The organism is Bifidobacterium sp. UTCIF-1 (assembly GCF_006408915.1).
In the GTDB taxonomy this organism is placed as follows: Bacteria; Actinomycetota; Actinomycetes; order Actinomycetales; family Bifidobacteriaceae; genus Bifidobacterium; species Bifidobacterium reuteri.
This window is the reverse complement of record NZ_JFAG01000001.1, coordinates 60804-77152: the sequence shown is the minus strand read 5'-3', so window position 1 is coordinate 77152 and position 16349 is coordinate 60804. Positions and strand designations below refer to the sequence as shown.

Genomic DNA, 16349 nt, shown 5'->3' with positions numbered 1-16349 from the left:
AAACCATCGAACAGGACGGCCGTATAGGCTCGTCCGCACGGCCATCGGGAAAGGCCATTTCGGAAGGGGAAACCATGACCATCACCTTGAAGCACAATCATGATGCCGACGACTACCGGCACATTGACGCGAACGAATTCGCACATCTCGACACATCCTCGGTCACGCTTCTGGATCTGCGCGATCCGGATGAAGTGCTGGTGCACCCGATTGCCGGAGCGATCAACATCCCGTTCGAGAACATCGGACACATCGGCAATGCGCTGAGCGACATTCCGAAATCCAAGCCGGTGGTCGTCTTCTGCAGGGTGGGAGACTGGAGTGCGCAGGTATGCGAGATCTTGGCCGACCGTGGATATGATGCCGTCAATCTCGATGGAGGGTATGAGGCATTGCGGGAAGCCACTGCCGGGCCGTCCGAGGTTGGTCGGTCCGAAGGCGACTCGTCCGAGGTCGGCCAGTCCAAGCGTCAGGCCGTCTCTGATTCGTCGTCCTCTGCGGCCGCTTCCAGTTCCGCGCCGGTCACGCCGCCCGTCGCGCCGGTCACGCTGACCGTGCCTGTCTCATCCAAGACTCAAGGTGGCAGCACCGCATCGGACGGTACCGCAACGTCGCAGCTGTTACATGTGGATGCCAAGGGGCTCAAATGCCCCGGACCAATCGTGGCCGTGGCCGATGCCCTGCGCGACCAGCCGATCGGCACCCGCCTGAAGGCCGAGGCCACCGAGGACGCCTTCTGCTCGGACATCGCCGTATGGGCCGAACGCACCGGCAACCGTCTCATCGATCTTCGCCGGGACGACGAGGGCATCATCCATGTCGAGCTTGAGAAAACGGCCGTCCCGACACAGCCTGCAGGGAGGTCTTTCGGTGCGAACTCGAGCTCGGCTCCGGCGCCCACCGACGCTGGCGGCGATGTGCTCCATGACAAGACCTTCGTGGTATTCAGCGGCGATCTGGACAAGACCATTGCGGTGTTCATCATGGCCAACGGCGCCGCGGCGATGGGACGCAAGGTCACCATCTTCTTCACGTTCTGGGGACTCAACATCCTGCGCCGTCCCAAGCGCGTGCGCACGAACAAGAACCTCATCGAGCGCATGTTTGGTTTCATGATGCCGCGCGGCACCCGTAAGCTTGGTCTGAGCCGCATGAACATGGGCGGCCTTGGTGCAGCTATGATTCGTTGGATCATGAAGTCCAAGAATGTGGCATCCCTTGAGGAGCTCATGCGTCAGGCCAAGGAGCACGGTGTGCGGCTGGTGGCCTGCCAGATGTCCATGGACATCATGGGCATCCGCAAGGAGGAGCTGATTGACGGCGTGGAACTGGGCGGCGTCAGCACGTTCCTCGGCTCCGGCGAGACCAGCGATATGAGCCTGTTCGTGTGAGACCATCCGTGCGGGCGAAGTCCATATGAACTTCGCTTGCGCGGCCTGGCCATCTCATCCCGAGGTATGAAGGCGAGCGGGCAAGGTTCCGTCGTACAATCGGCCACGGAAGTCGGAGCCCGACGGCACATCGTCACGCACGCCGGCCCGATGCGATGGCTTTGCACTGTCATCGCATAAGACCTTGATTTCCGATGAGGAGGACCGAATACCGTGTCACATCTGCTCACCCGTACGCAGATTCAGCAACTGGTGGCCGTGCATGGCCGCGAGGTCATTGGACACAGGCACATGGACATAGAACGATGCTGCTATCAACATGGGAACGTGACCACTTTCGCCCATTCCGTGCGCGTGGCTTGTTTGGCGGTATGGATGGCCGATCGTGCGCATCTGTGGCATCACGTGGACCTGCGTTCGCTTATCCGGGCGGCCCTGCTCCATGACTATTTCCTGTATGACTGGCACGACTGGGACAACGGCACCCACCGTTGGCACGGGTTCACCCACGGTCATGCAGCGCTCGTCAATGCGCTCAAGGATTTCAAGCTCAATGCCATCGAGAGGGATAGCATCGAAAGGCATATGTTCCCATTGACTCCGATTCCGCCGCGATATATCGAGGGCTATCTGGTCACCTTGGCGGACAAGATCTCCGCCACCAGGGAGACGCTCTCCATGGGTCGATTCCATAAGAAGCCGTTGCCGTCTGCGCAAGTCCGTGCCGCCATGATGAAGAATGCCACTCGTCGAGAATCGGTCCGATAGGTCAACCCGTGATAGGTAAACCCGTATGCTGCTGTTCTTTGAATATCTGTTTGTGTGGTTCGTGTTCTACAGTTTCGCCGGCTGGGTGTACGAGTCGATTCTGGTATCCTGCCGGGAACGCCGATGGGTGAATCGTGGATTCCTGAACGGCCCGCTGTGCCCGATCTATGGTACAGGTGCGGTGGCCGGCGTGGTGGTGCTCGGAGGCGTTCGCAATCCGGTCGTCCTGTTTGTGCTGTCAATGGTGGGCGCTTCGATTCTTGAATATTTCACGTCGTGGGCGATGGAACAGCTATTCCATGCGCGATGGTGGGATTATTCGCATTTTCGATTCAACCTCAATGGCCGCATCTGCCTGCTGGGAGCCGTGGTGTTCGGCATCGCGGGTGTGATCATCGTCGACGTGATCCAACCGGTCGTCGAACAGATGACCATGATGGTTCCGTTGCGAATCATCCATATGATGTGCGCTGTGCTGCTGGTGCTCATCATCATCGACACCATTGTCACCGTGTGCGGTATCGTCGACTTCGAACAGAGCCTTGAACGGTTCAAGGTCGTTGCGTCCAGATACGGCGATGCCATGCGGGAGAAGGTTACGGACGCTGTCTCCGGTGCCGCCGAAATGGCCAATGGCGTGGTGGGGGATGCTGCTGGTATAGCCTCCAATGTCATCAGCGGCGCATCCGACAAGTTCGGCGGCATGCCATCCGCGGTCAGCCAGAAAGTCGGCGACTCTTGGCAGAACGGCAAGGATATGTCGGCGGAGCTTATGCTGCGCATCAAGGATGCCGCCGATTCCGTGTTCAACCGTCAGCAGCGCCGTATGATTGCGTCCTTCCCGAGGCTGAAGACCACCCGGAACAACGAAACGCTGCAGCAGCTGCGCGAGACGCTTGAACGGCTGTACCGGCGCGGGCGGTGAATGCTCGTAGGCGCGGGGGAAGACGTCATATGGTGTGTGCGCGATATGGAAACCCGACCTGCGCGGCACTGTCGGTGTGTCCTGCGAGACTTATAGACGCTTGAAATAGAAGTAGGGCATCATCCAATCACACAATTCGATAGGGAGAAGCATCAAGCTATGGCTCACGTCACCGACTTCAAGGAAGCGGGTTTCGACACCCTGCTTGAGGAACTGGAATGGCGCGGGTTGATTTCCCAGTCCACGGACAGGGATCGACTCGCGGAAGCATTGAACGGCGAGCCCATCGCTTATTATTGCGGCTTCGACCCCACCGCTGCTTCGCTGCATATCGGCAACCTCGTGCAGCTCATCAACATGCGTCATCTGCAGCTTGCCGGCCATCATCCCATTGCCCTGGTCGGTGGCGCCACCGGTCTGATCGGCGATCCACGTCAGTCCGGTGAACGCACATTGAACCCGAAGGATGTCGTCGCCGGCTGGGCGGAGCGCCTGAAGCGTCAGATCGGCGGCATTCTGGAGACCGAGGGCGCCAATCCGGTGCGCTTCGTGTCCAATTACGACTGGACCGCGCAGATGACCGTCATCGATTTCCTGCGCGATGTCGGCAAGAACTTCCGTCTGGGCACCATGCTTGCCAAGGACACCGTGGCCCGCCGTCTGAATTCCGAGGAGGGCATATCCTTCACCGAATTCAGCTATCAGGTGCTGCAGGGCAATGATTTCCTGCATCTGTTCGATGAATACCATTGCACGCTTGAGCTCGGCGGTTCCGACCAGTGGGGCAACCTCACTTCCGGCTTGGACCTGATTCACAAGGTGCGTGGCGTGGACGTCAACGTGTTCACGAGCCCGATCATCACCGATGCATCAGGCAAGAAGTTCGGCAAGTCCGAAGGCAACGCCGTATGGCTGGACGCCACGATGCTCAGCCCGTACAAGTTCTACCAGTTCTGGATCAACCGTCCGGACGTGGAGATGGAGAGCCTGCTCAAGGCGTTCACCTTCCTGCCCAAGGCTGAGATTGAGCGTCTGGTCGAGGAGTCCAAGACCAATCCGGGCGCCCGCGAGGCGCAGAAGGCGCTGGCGTGGGAAGTCACCAGCTTCGTGCACGGCGAGGAGGCGACCCAGGCCGCCATCGACGCCTCAGGCGCGTTGTTCGGCCGTGGTGGCAACCTCGAGGACATCGACGAGGCGACGCTTGAATCCGTGCTTGACGGATTCAAAGTGGCTGACGAACAGGGCAATCATGTCTTCCCGGTGGCCCATCCCGGCGACCGTGTCATCGATGCCGCTCAGGCGGCGGGCCTGTTCAAGTCCGGTTCCGAAGCGCGTCGCGCCATCAAGTCGGGTGGCGTCTACCTCAACAACAATCGTGTCGATGATGAAGAGCAGGTGCTTGGCGAGGGTGATTTCCTCTCAGGACGTTTTGCGCTGATCCGTCGTGGCAAGAAGGCGCTTGGCGCCGTGGAAAACCGTTAGTTCTCATGTTCGGCGACCGTCTGGCGATTCGTAATCGCAGACGGTTCGGCGAGCATCACGATTCGTAATTCGCAGTGAAGAAAGGCATGCACATGGCAGAAGGAAACGAGCGTTCCGGCAAATCGTACGGCGGCGGACATAAGGGTTATGGAGACCGTCGTCCATCCAGCCGCGGTGGCAACGGTTTCAAGCCACGCGGCAAGGGAGGCTTTAAGCCGCGTCGTGAGGGAGAAGGCTTCAAGCCTCGTTACCGCGACAATGGGGAAGGCCACACGCCCCGTCGGGATGGTGACGGCGAGAACGGTCATGGCGGCTTCCGCAAATCGTACGGCAAGTCCGGCGGCTTCCATAAGGGCGGTTTCCGCAAGGATGGCGAGCGCGGTGGATTCCGCAAGGAAGGCGGCTTCCGTCGTGACGGAGGATTCCATAAGGATGGTCCGCGTCGAGACGGCGGATTCCGCTCCCATGAAGGCGAGGCGGGGGAGAACCCGCGCTATCAGCATCGTGACGGCGAACACCGCGATTTTCGTCGTGACAATGACCGCCGTGGCTTCCGCCACGACGGTGAGCGCGGTGGTTTCCGTCGTGATAACGACCGTCGTGATTTCCATCGTGATGACCGCCGCGATGGCGAGCGCCGCGACAACCGCGATTTCCGTCGTGATGGCGAACGCAACGAGGGCCGTGGCTTCCGCGGCAATGATGACCGTCGCGATTTCCGTCGTGACAATGACCGCCGTAACTTCCGCCGCGATGGTGAGCGCGGTGGTTTCCGCCGCGACGACCGCCGCGATAACGATCGCCGCGGTTTCCGCGGTGACAAGGAACGTCGTGATTTCCACCGCGACAACCGTGACGACCGTGGTGGCTTCCGTCGTGATGACCGTCGTGACGGCGAGCGTCGTGAATTCTCCGCGGAAGAGAAGACCCAGTATCGGGAGCAGAAGCGCAGCGAATACATGAGCCGTCCGCGCCGCAACTCCGACGGCACGATGAGCTTCCCCTCGCAGAACCCGTACACGGCCCGTCGCCCCGATGAGCCGCGCATGCCCAAGGGAATGGAATGGTCCATGCTGTCCTCGGACGAGCGCGAACGTCTGCGTGGTCTGGCCAAGGAGCACGCAGAGAACATCGGTCTGCACATTCTTGCGGCGTATGCGCTTGAGGAGAAGGATCCGCAGGCGGCACTCGAGCATGCCAAGTGGGTGGCCCGTCAGGCGTCCCGTATCGATTTCGCCCGTGAGACCCTGGCGTTCATCGCCTATCGTCAGGGCAACTACAAGCTTGCCCTGCGCGAGTTCCGCACTGCCTACCGTATGAACGGATTCCAGGATTACCTGCCGTTCATCGCTGATTGCGAGCGTGGCGTCGGCGATCCCAAGAAAGCCGTGGAGATCGCGCAATCCGAAGAAGGCAAGCAGCTGCATGGCGCTCCCAAGGTGGAGATGTTCCTGGTGTATGCCGGTGCGCTCGGCGACCTGAAGCTGTGGGACAAGGCCATCGAGATCGTGCACACGGTCGGTCGCTCCCAGGGCCTTCCCGGTGAGTACCGTATGCGCGCGGTGCAGGCGGAGCAGTACTTCCTGGAAGAAGCCGGTCGCAATGGGGAAGCCGAGAAGCTCGACCGCGTACTCGATCGCCTCGAAGAACAGTATGCTGATGAGGACTTCGATGAGGACAGCGATGATGTGGTCATCGATCATGACCTCGAAGAGCTGACCGATGATTCCGAAGTGCTCGAGCAACTGGGCATCGATCCGTCCGAGGCGCGATTCGCACCTGAACCGGAACCCGAGGATGATGAATCCGAGGACGCATCCGACGATGAGGATGATGACGAAGACACGGAAGAGTCCGGTGATTCTTCGGAAGACGATTCTGATGATTCCGGTGAATCTGACGATTCTGACGAATCCGATGAATCCGAGGATGCATCCGAGGAATCCGATGGGTCCGAGGAACAGTCCACCGTCGATGACGCTGATTCTGCTGAGTCCGATGCCGCGGATAGCACGGACAATACGGACGCGGATGCTGAGACCGACACTGCGTCCGATGAGACCAGCGTCTCCGAGGAACCGGAGCAGTGAGCCTGACCATGACACGCTTCCTCAAAGGCACCGATCGGCCCTTGGCACAGGCATACCAGCTGGCGTTGCTTGACTTGGACGGTGTGGTATATCGAGGCAAGAATCCGGTCGAGTATGCCGCCGATTCCATTCGTGCCGCAGAACAGGCCGGCATGACCATCGAATACACCACCAACAACTCTTCGCGATTCCAGCACGTGGTGGCCGACCAGCTCAGGGGCTTCGGTCTGGATGTGGAACCGTGGCAGGTCATCACCTCGTCCGTGGTCGCGGCCCGTATGGTGGCGAAGGCCTTGCCGGAGGGGGCGCGTGTACAGGTATTGGGCGCCGAACACTTGCGTGAGGAGGTACGGCATAACGGCCTGACCATCGTGGACGGGCCGGAAGCACATCCCGAGGCGGTCATCCAAGGATGGTATCCGCAGATGACCTGGCAGATGATGGCCGATGCCGCATTCGCCGTGGAGGCCGGCGCCGCGTATTTCGTGACCAATCGCGATCTGACCATTCCGCGCGAACTGGGCATCGCGCCGGGTTGCGGCTCGATGATCAACGCGGTCGTCACCGCCACGGGCGTGGAGCCCGTGGCATCGGCCGGCAAGCCGGAATCATACATGTATGACGAGGCACGCGAACTCAATGCGGCGGAAGGCCATGACCTGGTCCCCAAGGAATCCTCGCTCGCCATAGGCGATCGTCTCGATACGGATATCGAAGCCGGCAACCGTGGCGGTTATGATTCCCTGGCGGTCCTCACCGGCGTCACCAACCCCACGGAACTGATGCTCGCTCCGGCCCACCTGCGTCCTACATTCGTTGCGCAGGACCTGCGTGAACTGGCCAACATCCAGCCTGAACCGGTTCGAACAGAAGACGGCACCTGGGAATGCCGCAACGCCTGCGCCTGGTTCGAGAACGGTGCCGTGCACGCGAGCGACACCACCAGTATGGATGCATTACGTGCGGCCATGTGCGCGGCATGGGAGGCCGAGGACAAGGGCGCGATGCTCGAGCCGAGCACCGTGCCTGCATTCGAGTTCAGGCGAGGGCAATGAACGGGCCGTCCAACGACACGGATGAGGGTACGGATACGCAGGATGACGCGCCGATTGCGCAACGCTATCCCGAGCTTGCCGACATCGATCGATTGAGCGATGACCGCAAGCTCGAGGTGTACCGTTCGGTGCTCGAATCATTGCAGCGCGAACTTGACTCCAGCCGCGAGTAACGGCCGCGGGACAAAGGAGCAAAAGGATCGTATCGGCTGGATCGCTGACTGCCGCTGGCGGAAGCGGTGAAAGGATGAGCTATGGTCACGCAGGCCATTGACCCTGCGACGCCGCTTGATCGTCTTGACATGATGCTGGTGGCTTCCGGGCTGGTCGAATCACGAGCCAAGGCGCAGCGCCTCATCAAGGGCGGTCATGTACGTGTCGATGGCATGACGGTCACCAAACCGTCGTATATGGTCAAAGCCGGACATGAGGAACTCGCCGTAGACAAAGGTGACGACTACGTATCCCGTGGCGCGTACAAGTTGCTGGGCGCGTTCCAGGCCTTTGCGGCCCAAGGACTTACTGGTCCCCGTGGCCTGCGTTGCCTGGACATCGGTGCCTCCACCGGAGGGTTCACCGATGTGCTGTTGCGTGGGGGAGCCGCCGCAGTCGTGGCGCTTGATGTCGGCCACGGACAGCTCGACCCCCGCATATCCGCCGATGCCCGCGTCACGGAGATGAGCGGCGTCAACATTCGCGACGTCGAGGCGGATGATCTGCCATGGCGTCCCCAGATGATCGTATCTGATGTCTCGTTCATCTCGCTGACCTATGTGGTTCCGGTGATCGCCCGCATAGCCGCACCGGATGCCCATGTGGTGCTTCTGGTCAAACCGCAGTTTGAAGTCGGCCGCACCGGTCTGGGCAAGAACGGCATCGTCGAAGACCCGGCATTGCGCAGGCGGGCGCTCGATACGGTCGTCGATTGCGCCAACCGTCATGGGCTTGCCGTGCGAGGCACCGCCGACAGCCCCATCGAAGGCACGCACGGCAATGCCGAATACCTGCTGTATGCGGTCGCAGGCAATGGTCCGCGACCGTTATAAGTCGGCAGGCATAGCGCATGGCGCGAATGGAGTCAGGAGACCGCTCTGAGATGGGTTCTCCGGCAGGCTCCGGTCAGCAGCAGCACGCTTGATGTTCGGTCTATGCCCAACGAAGTCGAACAGGCGGCACTTTCCACGGAAGTGCCGTTCCTCAGCGTCGCGGTGTCAACCGTCATCGTTCTGCATGTCAGACGTGAAGCATCCACATTGCTGACACTGATGGCGTCCGCGTGGCTGCGTGCCTGATAATCCGGCATACCGAACCTCGAGAACATGGTGCTGTGCAGAGGACGGACGGTGAAGGAACGGCCATCGATGTCGTTGCCATGCAGCACGCCGCTGAGTTGCATCTCATCGGCGGTGATGCGATGCGCATTGCTGAGAGTGCCGGTCATCTCCATATTTCCGGAGCAGTAGATGTTGCCGTCGGAAACCAGGCTGCCGGTCAATTGGATGCTGTCACAGACGATATCGCCTTTGACCTCGAGCGTACCGCATCCGGCTATGCGTTTGACACGTATTTTGCCTGAACATCGCACTACGCCTTTGTTGATGATGAGGTTCTCACCTTGGATGTTCGGCGCCTGCAGGCTCCCTTCCACCATCGTGGTGCGGAATCTGACCGCGTCGGCGAATGTGGCGTTTTGCTCTACATCGATGAGGTCGTAATCGCCGCTGTGTATCAATGAGCAGTCCGTGGACTTATGCATGGTAATACCCCCTTCCGGGACTCTCAGCATTTCAGCCTAAGCGCAGATTCTCTGGCAGGGGAGCCGATGTCCGCAGAGTAACGGGGGTATGCGCGAACAGGGGGCGTTCCTATGGTATTGCCGACTTTCTGAGGGGTTGATGTGATCCGCCCCGCTTAGTATGCAGCGTCAGCAGTTCGTTGAGCGCCTGTCATTGATGGTTTGTCTTCCACACCTCATCCCTGAATGAAGTGGTCGATCTGATCCTGCTTGCCCATGATGATGAGTTCGTCATTGCGGTGCATGACCAATTCCCGTGAGCCGTATTGGAACTCCTTGCCGGGGGCCTTGATGCCCACCACGGTCACACCGTATTTGTCATGCACCTGCACTTCCTCGATGGAGCGTCCGACCGCATACAGCGGCGTGTGAATCTTCACGACCGTGTACGGGCCATCGATCTCGATGTAATCCAGGTAATTGCCGGCCACCAGATGTCCGACACGTTTTCCGGCGTCGGTCTCCGCATTGATGATATGCCGTGCGCCGATGCGCTGCAGGATGCGGGCGTGCTCCTGGGACACGGATTTCGCCCATAGGTCGGAGATGCCCGCGTCGAGCAGGTTGCCGGTGATGATCACGGACGCTTCGATGCTGTCGCCTATGGCCACGACGGCGGTGTCGAATTGTGCCGCGTCGATTTGCTCGATGGCCATCACATCAGTCATATCGGCCTGGATGGTAGGAAGATGGGCGGACCAGCGCGCCACGATTTCGGGATTCTTGTCCACCGCCAGTACATCCTGTCCCATGGCATCCAGCGTGGATGCCACGGCCCCGCCGAATCGTCCGAGACCGATGACCAGTACGCTTTTGCCGGTGTTCGATTTTGATGCCATGATGACCCTTTCCTGAAATGTCAATGGTAGTTGGATTGAACGTATGCATGTGGATTGGATGTGTCAGCCGACGATGATGTTCTCCTGCGGATATCGGATGGGTTCCGGCGCCATCGGCCTGCTGATGGAATAGGCGATGGTCAACGGGCCGAGCCGTCCGACGATCATCTCAGCCGAGAGTATGAACAGGCTCGCCGGATTGCCGGCGCTTGCCACGCCGACCGAATACCCGCCCAGCGAGAACGCCGAGGACGCTTCGAATATGGCGTCCACGAAATCGCACCCGGTGACGAACATCAGCGCCACGGCACCGATCAATACCAGCGCGGAGCACGCCGTGATCACCGATACGGCTGTCATCTGGATGCGTCGGGGGATGCGTCGCCGGAACACGGTCACATCCCTATGGCCGGTGAACGACGCCGCGCAGATCAGCATGATCACCGCGAACGTGGTCACGCGTATGCCTCCTGCGGTGGAGGATGAGCCGGCGCCGATGAACATGAGCAGGCTCATGAACACCTTGGTCTCGTTGCTGACATCCGGCACCCAGGAGATGTCGAATCCGGCCGAGCGAGGCATGACGGCGGCGGACAGAGCCCGGCGCAGCTTCATGCTTGCGTCGTCGGCGGGAAACAGTGTGGCGTTGTCCCATTCGACCGCCAGAAACCAGATCAGGGAGGCCACGACCAGTATCGCAGTGGTGGCCAGAGTGAGTTTGGTGTGCAACGTCCAACGCTTCGGACTGATGCGCCGGTATGCGCATTGCACGACATTCAGGACCACGGGGAAGCCGAGGGTGCCGACGAATGCGCTGAGCAGAATGGGCAGTCCCACGCCCCAACGGTTGATATGCAGTCCGGTGGCGTCCGGCGTGAATCCTGTGTTGTTATACGCGGACACCGCGTAGAACAGGGCCTGCCAGAGAGTGCGGCCGACCTGTCCGTTGTTGATGCGGAACAATTCTGGCAAGAGGAGCGCGAAGGTGAGCACCTCCGCGATGACGAACGTGCCGATGGCCACGGACAGCACGCTTTTGATTTCCGAAAGCTTGGTGGTGCCCAGTTCGCTGGCGGTGAGGATGCGTTGGGAGACCTTGAGTCTGCGGGATGCGCCGAGCGCCACCATGGATGCGAAGGTCATCACGCCGAGGCCGCCGAACTGAATGGACAACAGGATGACCACCTGCCCGAACATGGACCAGTATTCGCCGGTGTTCACCACCGGAATGCCGCAGGTGGACAACGCGGAGACGGCGGTGAAGAACGCCACGGGGAAGTTGGTGAACACCCAGCTCCGGGTGGAGATCGGCAGCAGCAACAAGCCGGTGACCACCACGATAAGCACGAGGAAGTAGAGGATGGACAGCCGTCCGGGATGATTCAGCAGCCGATCGGTCAGACTGATGCGGCGGATACGGCGTGCCTTGCGCATGCCCTCCTTGTCCCGCTCATTCGCGCCAGTCGAAAAGTTGGCGAACCACCAGGACAGGCCTTGCGAGGATTTCCGGTTGAGGAAGGATTCATCGAAGTCGTTGGACATGGTTCCCGTGCTTCCTCAAACTGCTCGTCGTCACTGGTTCATCCGCCGCGGCTGGAAGGCGAATCAGGGCCATTGTAGGACGTTTTGCCGGGATATGCGATTCCCAATGGCGTGCATGGCGGTTAGGATGGTCAATGGTGCAGTGCGAATGCGATGCATCAGCCGGCGAACAGGAGGATGGCATGGCCAAGCGCAATGCGGTTGTGGTGACGCATACCAGGCTCAGGCAGTCCGGGACCGTGGTGTCCGAAGCGGTCAGCCAGCTTCGTGTGGCAGGGTTTGCGGTCTCCATCATCGACAACACGGAAGCACCGGATTTCGGCGTGCAGCCGCCGTGCGTGCCGGATGATACGGAGATAGTGGTGGTTCTGGGAGGCGACGGCACCATTCTGAGGGCCGCGGAACTGGTGCATTGCACGCAGGTGCCTATTCTCGGCGTGAACATGGGGCATGTGGGATTCCTCGCCGAATTCGAGAGCTTCCAGATCGATGAGGCTATTCGCAGGGTCGCCGAGCATGATTACTCCATTGACGAACGCATGATCGCCCATGTCGATGTCTGGCTGCCTGGCGCCAGCGCCCCGCTCGAGGATTGGGCGCTGAACGACATCACCCTTGAGCGGGCCGATCGCGGTAAGATGGTGGAACTGTCCATTCAGGTGGATGGCGTCGAGATGAACTCGTTCGGCGCCGATGGAGTGATCGTCTCCACGCCCACCGGTTCCACGGCGTATGCGTTCTCGGCAGGGGGGCCGGTCATATGGCCGAACGTCAAGGCATTGCAGCTGATTCCATTGGCCGCACATGCCCTGTTCGCCCGTCCGCTGATCATCGGTGCCGGCTCCACATTCACCATTGATATTCTGGACGAATCGATGTCCGAAGGCTGGATCTGCTGCGATGGCCGCAGGCAACGCGCGCTGCCGCAGGGGACCCGTGTGATCGTCCGCGAATCGCGTGACACGCTACGTCTGGCACGGCTGTCGGGTGTGCCGTTCACCAACCGTCTGGTTTCCAAATTCGATCTTCCGGTAGTCGGGTGGCGCGAGCATGCACGTGCGGAAGCCACAGGCCAGGTCGCGGAGCATCATTCCGGTACCGCCGCATCGTCAGCTGGGGCCATGCGACTCGGCGAGGTGGCCCGCTGATGCTGGAGGAACTCGATATCCGTAATCTTGGCCCCATCCACGAGGCCACCATCACACCGGCGCCAGGCATGACCGCCATCACAGGCGAGACCGGTGCCGGCAAATCCATGCTGTTGTCCGCGTTGAGCCTCATTTCCGGAGGGCCGGCGGATGCCGGTCGCGTGACCGCCGGCGCCGACGAGGCCTGGACGCAGGGCATCTTCGCCGTCGGTGATGAGACTCCCGCTGCGGGCGTGGCGCACGAGGCCGGTGTGGATGTGGAGGACGGGGAACTGTTCCTCGCCCGTACCGTCAAGGCGGCCGGCAGGTCGCGTGCGGTACTCGGCGGCAAAAGCGTGCCCAAATCCGTGCTTGCGAATGTCGCATCCGCATTGGTCACCATCCATGGCCAGGCCGAGCAGCTCAACATCGCATCGGCGTCGCGGCAACGGGAATTCCTCGACCATGCATCGGACGATGGGAAGCAGCTAGAGGCCTACCATGCGGCATGGCGCGCATTGCGTGATATGGATGACCGGTTGGAGCGTCTGCGCTCCCAGGAATCCTCGGCGCGTCAGCGCGCCGACTATCTGCGTGAATCGGTGGGGCGTATCAACGAGGTCGACCCGCACCCCGGTGAGGACGAGGACCTCAAGGTCAGGCGCGACCGGATCGAGAACGCGGCGGATATCGCCGAAGGCGTATCGCATGCGCTCGCGGCGCTGGATTCGTCGCAATTGGAATTCGACGCCTCCACCGAGTCCGCCGGCGCATCCGACCTGCTGTTGCAAGCCGCCCAGGCGCTGCGTGGCATCCATGCAGCTGGTGAATTCCAGGAGTTGGCCGACCGTCTCGAATCGTTGAATGCCGAACTGCAGGATGTGGTGTTCGCCTTGTCGAAGCATCTTGATGAGGACTTCGGCGATGCGGATCTCGACGCATTGAACGCTCGCATCCATGAACTTTCGGAGCTGACGCGCAGATGGGGACCCACGTTGGCGGATGTCCTCGAATGGCGGGACAAGGCATCGTTCGAGATTGAGGATCTGGATGCCTCGCCGGAAAAGATCGCCGAGCTTGAAGCCGAGCGGGACGGCCTGTATCGCAAGACCGTGGCGGCGGCGGATGAGCTCAGTGAGGCGAGGTCCAAGGCTGCGGCGACACTCGCGGGCAAGGTCACCGCCGAGTTGGAGTCCCTGGCCATGCCCGGAGCGTCATTGGAGATCCGGGTGACTCGCCGAAGCGGCGAATCCGAAGACGCGCTGGACGCCAATGGAGGCGATGACATAGCCTTCCTGTTCACTCCATATGAGGGGTCCACTCAATTGCCGATGGGCAAAAGCGCCTCCGGCGGCGAACTGAGCCGCCTGATGCTCGCGTTGGAGCTGTCTGCCGCGGACATGCATACCGGTGAATCGTCGCAGGACAAGCAGGATGCGGAATCCGGCATGACCTTCATCTTCGATGAGGTGGATGCCGGTGTGGGCGGCAAGGCGGCAGTCGAACTCGGCAGACGGTTGGCCCGTCTGGCATGTACGTCGCAGGTCATCGTCGTCACGCATCTGGCTCAAGTGGCTTCCTGGGCGGACAGTCAGTTTGTGGTGACGAAGATTCCGCCGGATGCCGATGACGATGCCGTGGGTGTGATTACGACAGTGCAGCAGGTGCAGGATGATGCCCGTATCCGGGAGGTGGCACGCATGCTGTCCGGCTCGGAATCCGAAGCGTCGCTCGACCATGCGCGCGAGCTGCTGGCCGATTCCCGCTTGAATGCCGGTGAGTGAGGAGCAAGATGGTAGTGAGTCCCGTCAAAGCCGCCATTTTCGATCTGGATGGCACGTTGCTTGATTCCATGGGCGTGTGGAACCAGATCGACATCGATTTTTTGGGCAGGCGGGGCATCGCCGTGCCGGATGACTATATGTCCACTGTGGCATCGATGCAGTTCAGGCAGATTGCCGAATACACCATCGACCGGTTCGCATTGCAGGAGACACCCGAACAGGTCATGGCCGAATGGGATGAGATGGCGCACGCCGCCTACGCCACCCAGGTCATGCCGAAAGCCGGGGCCATCGCTTATCTCAACGAGCTGAAACGATTCGGTGTGAAGCTCGGCGTGGCTACGACGCTATTGCCGAAACTGCGTGAAGCGGCACTCGCGCATCTCGGTATCGCTGAATGCTTCGATGCCGTCGTTTCGGTGGACGATGCAGGTGGAGTGGGCAAAAGCAAGCCGGACGTATACCTCTTGGCCGCCCGTCGTCTGGGTGCAGAACCCTCTGATTGCATAGTGTTCGAGGATCTTCTGGTCGGCATTCGTTCGGCCAAGTCGGCGGGCATGCATGTGTGGGCCATGTATGATGATTCGTCAAGCGCGGATTGGCCCGAAATCGAACGTATCGCCGACGGTGCCCTCCATGACTTCCATGAGGCCCCGCGCAACTGGTGATGCCGCTGCGTGGGGCCTCATGGAAGCATACGCAGCGGATGCGGAAGAGGATTCAGAAGACCGAGAGCAGGTCGGCGGGACGATTCGATGCGAACCGCTGCCGTTCCAACTCCTCGCCTTCCCGGCGCTCCACCTCTTCGGAGGATATGCGCTGCAGCAGCACCTCCACGGGTGCGCGGTAGGTCACTTCATCGAACGAATGTCCATCGCGTTCCACGGCGTCGCTGCGCCGGGAAACCTCCTTCAGGCCGAAGGATTCCGCCATATGGCGTGCACGCAGGTTGAACGACCATACGTTGACGGTGATCGTTGACGCGCGCAACTGCTCGGCCGCGAGTTTGATGCCGAGCTTCATCGCCTGATTGCCGAAGCCCAAACCCTGATAATACGGACCGATGAGCAGGGCCATCGTCGCGTCGCGTTCCGGATCGGTGCAGCCCCAGGCGGCGAGGTGGCCGATGGGCTGGCCGTGCGGATCGAGCACGGTGCGACCGAACTGATGGTCGTCGTCCGTATCGCTGGCATTGTGGAACAATGTGTCGATCTGACCGTTGGTCAATGTCTCCAAGGTGTTTCGGCATGCGTCAGCTATGGTGTCTGTATTCCACCAGATCTCGAAATAACGGTAGTCATCGGGTTCGGTGATGCGCAATGTAACGGCGTTGTCGGGCATGGCTGCTCCCTTCCAACCGCATTATAGGCATGGAGGATGTTACGGCTTATCGCAGCGGCGGGATTCGGCTGCATTGTTCGTCTGAAGTTCATCCAAGCCGCTTTGCCATGCGGCCACGCATGAGAAAACCGTTAGGGAAACGCCGTCGCACACGGTGAAAACCGTATGTCTTCCGTAAGGGATGGGGGCGGCGTGAGGCCGGCTGATTAC

General features: G+C 60.6%; 15 protein-coding genes. 11 read left to right on the top strand and 4 right to left on the bottom strand.

What is annotated here, in order from left to right:
- Positions 1–74 precede the first annotated feature (74 nt).
- The 8 genes from BW09_RS00320 (at position 75) to BW09_RS00290 (ending at position 8757) form a co-directional block, all read left to right on the top strand.
- Positions 75–1391, top strand: coding sequence for a DsrE/DsrF/DrsH-like family protein (locus tag BW09_RS00320; protein ID WP_140462502.1), 1317 nt, complete (start codon positions 75–77; stop codon positions 1389–1391).
- A gap of 213 nt (positions 1392–1604) precedes the next feature.
- The gene (locus BW09_RS00315; RefSeq protein ID WP_140462501.1) at positions 1605–2159 is read left to right on the top strand and encodes an HD domain-containing protein; all 555 of its coding nucleotides are present in this window, start codon (positions 1605–1607) and stop codon (positions 2157–2159) included.
- Between the two features lie 25 nt (positions 2160–2184).
- The gene (locus tag BW09_RS00310; RefSeq protein ID WP_140462500.1) at positions 2185–3084 is read left to right on the top strand and encodes a putative ABC transporter permease; all 900 of its coding nucleotides are present in this window, start codon (positions 2185–2187) and stop codon (positions 3082–3084) included.
- 159 nt (positions 3085–3243) lie between these two features.
- Positions 3244–4566 (top strand): tyrosine--tRNA ligase, encoded by a 1323-nt coding sequence (gene tyrS, locus BW09_RS00305; RefSeq protein ID WP_140462499.1) that lies wholly within the window; start codon positions 3244–3246, stop codon positions 4564–4566.
- 92 nt (positions 4567–4658) lie between these two features.
- Positions 4659–6656: a lipopolysaccharide assembly protein LapB gene (locus BW09_RS00300; protein WP_258184891.1), complete on the top strand. Its 1998-nt coding sequence runs from the start codon at positions 4659–4661 to the stop codon at positions 6654–6656.
- 8 nt (positions 6657–6664) lie between these two features.
- The gene (locus BW09_RS00295) at positions 6665–7711 is read left to right on the top strand and encodes an HAD-IIA family hydrolase (RefSeq protein WP_140462546.1); all 1047 of its coding nucleotides are present in this window, start codon (positions 6665–6667) and stop codon (positions 7709–7711) included.
- On the top strand, positions 7708–7884 hold the full coding sequence (locus BW09_RS10815; protein WP_181161702.1) for a hypothetical protein: 177 nt from the start codon (positions 7708–7710) through the stop codon (positions 7882–7884). The genes BW09_RS00295 and BW09_RS10815 overlap by 4 nt, the downstream gene beginning before the upstream one ends.
- An 81-nt stretch (positions 7885–7965) precedes the next feature.
- A complete protein-coding gene (locus BW09_RS00290; protein WP_140462498.1) occupies positions 7966–8757 on the top strand; it encodes a TlyA family RNA methyltransferase in 792 nt (263 codons plus the stop codon).
- Between the two features lie 32 nt (positions 8758–8789).
- Here BW09_RS00290 and BW09_RS00285 read toward each other — a convergent pair whose 3' ends face one another.
- From BW09_RS00285 to BW09_RS00275, 3 genes are all read right to left on the bottom strand, one after another.
- A complete protein-coding gene (locus BW09_RS00285; RefSeq protein ID WP_258184890.1) occupies positions 8790–9467 on the bottom strand; it encodes a polymer-forming cytoskeletal protein in 678 nt (225 codons plus the stop codon).
- Positions 9468–9682: 215 nt separating this feature from the next.
- A complete protein-coding gene (locus BW09_RS00280; RefSeq protein ID WP_140462497.1) occupies positions 9683–10345 on the bottom strand; it encodes a TrkA family potassium uptake protein in 663 nt (220 codons plus the stop codon).
- 63 nt (positions 10346–10408) lie between these two features.
- Positions 10409–11887 carry a TrkH family potassium uptake protein gene (locus BW09_RS00275; RefSeq protein WP_140462496.1) on the bottom strand — a complete coding sequence of 493 codons (1479 nt, stop codon included), beginning with the start codon at positions 11885–11887 and terminating at the stop codon, positions 10409–10411.
- 182 nt (positions 11888–12069) lie between these two features.
- Here BW09_RS00275 and BW09_RS00270 point away from each other — a divergent pair, with 182 nt between their 5' ends.
- From BW09_RS00270 to BW09_RS00260, 3 genes are read left to right on the top strand one after another with little or no spacing between them, the layout of a single operon-like run.
- On the top strand, positions 12070–13035 hold the full coding sequence (locus BW09_RS00270; protein WP_140462545.1) for an NAD kinase: 966 nt from the start codon (positions 12070–12072) through the stop codon (positions 13033–13035).
- Complete coding sequence (recN, locus tag BW09_RS00265) at positions 13035–14798, top strand: DNA repair protein RecN (RefSeq protein ID WP_140462495.1); 1764 nt, start codon at positions 13035–13037, stop codon at positions 14796–14798. The genes BW09_RS00270 and recN overlap by 1 nt, the downstream gene beginning before the upstream one ends.
- Positions 14799–14806: 8 nt before the next feature.
- Positions 14807–15466 carry an HAD family phosphatase gene (locus BW09_RS00260; RefSeq protein ID WP_140462494.1) on the top strand — a complete coding sequence of 220 codons (660 nt, stop codon included), beginning with the start codon at positions 14807–14809 and terminating at the stop codon, positions 15464–15466.
- 52 nt (positions 15467–15518) lie between these two features.
- Here the strand turns inward: BW09_RS00260 and BW09_RS00255 are convergent, their stop codons facing one another.
- Positions 15519–16139: a GNAT family N-acetyltransferase gene (locus BW09_RS00255; RefSeq protein ID WP_140462493.1), complete on the bottom strand. Its 621-nt coding sequence runs from the start codon at positions 16137–16139 to the stop codon at positions 15519–15521.
- Positions 16140–16349: the final 210 nt, after the last annotated feature.

Excerpts from the sequence above, each read along its gene's own strand:
- BW09_RS00295 (WP_140462546.1), top strand. The coding sequence starts at position 6,665 with ATGACACGCTTCCTCAAAGGCACCGATCGGCCCTTGGCACAGGCATAC.
- BW09_RS00255 (WP_140462493.1), bottom strand. The coding sequence starts at position 16,139 with ATGCCCGACAACGCCGTTACATTGCGCATCACCGAACCCGATGACTAC.
- BW09_RS00300 (WP_258184891.1), top strand. The coding sequence starts at position 4,659 with ATGGCAGAAGGAAACGAGCGTTCCGGCAAATCGTACGGCGGCGGACAT.
- BW09_RS00320 (WP_140462502.1), top strand. The coding sequence starts at position 75 with ATGACCATCACCTTGAAGCACAATCATGATGCCGACGACTACCGGCAC.
- BW09_RS00290 (WP_140462498.1), top strand. The coding sequence starts at position 7,966 with ATGGTCACGCAGGCCATTGACCCTGCGACGCCGCTTGATCGTCTTGAC.
- BW09_RS00260 (WP_140462494.1), top strand. The coding sequence starts at position 14,807 with ATGGTAGTGAGTCCCGTCAAAGCCGCCATTTTCGATCTGGATGGCACG.
- BW09_RS00275 (WP_140462496.1), bottom strand. The coding sequence starts at position 11,887 with ATGTCCAACGACTTCGATGAATCCTTCCTCAACCGGAAATCCTCGCAA.
- BW09_RS00310 (WP_140462500.1), top strand. The coding sequence starts at position 2,185 with ATGCTGCTGTTCTTTGAATATCTGTTTGTGTGGTTCGTGTTCTACAGT.
- BW09_RS10815 (WP_181161702.1), top strand. The coding sequence starts at position 7,708 with ATGAACGGGCCGTCCAACGACACGGATGAGGGTACGGATACGCAGGAT.
- recN (WP_140462495.1), top strand. The coding sequence starts at position 13,035 with ATGCTGGAGGAACTCGATATCCGTAATCTTGGCCCCATCCACGAGGCC.
- BW09_RS00280 (WP_140462497.1), bottom strand. The coding sequence starts at position 10,345 with ATGGCATCAAAATCGAACACCGGCAAAAGCGTACTGGTCATCGGTCTC.
- BW09_RS00285 (WP_258184890.1), bottom strand. The coding sequence starts at position 9,467 with ATGCATAAGTCCACGGACTGCTCATTGATACACAGCGGCGATTACGAC.
- tyrS (WP_140462499.1), top strand. The coding sequence starts at position 3,244 with ATGGCTCACGTCACCGACTTCAAGGAAGCGGGTTTCGACACCCTGCTT.
- BW09_RS00270 (WP_140462545.1), top strand. The coding sequence starts at position 12,070 with ATGGCCAAGCGCAATGCGGTTGTGGTGACGCATACCAGGCTCAGGCAG.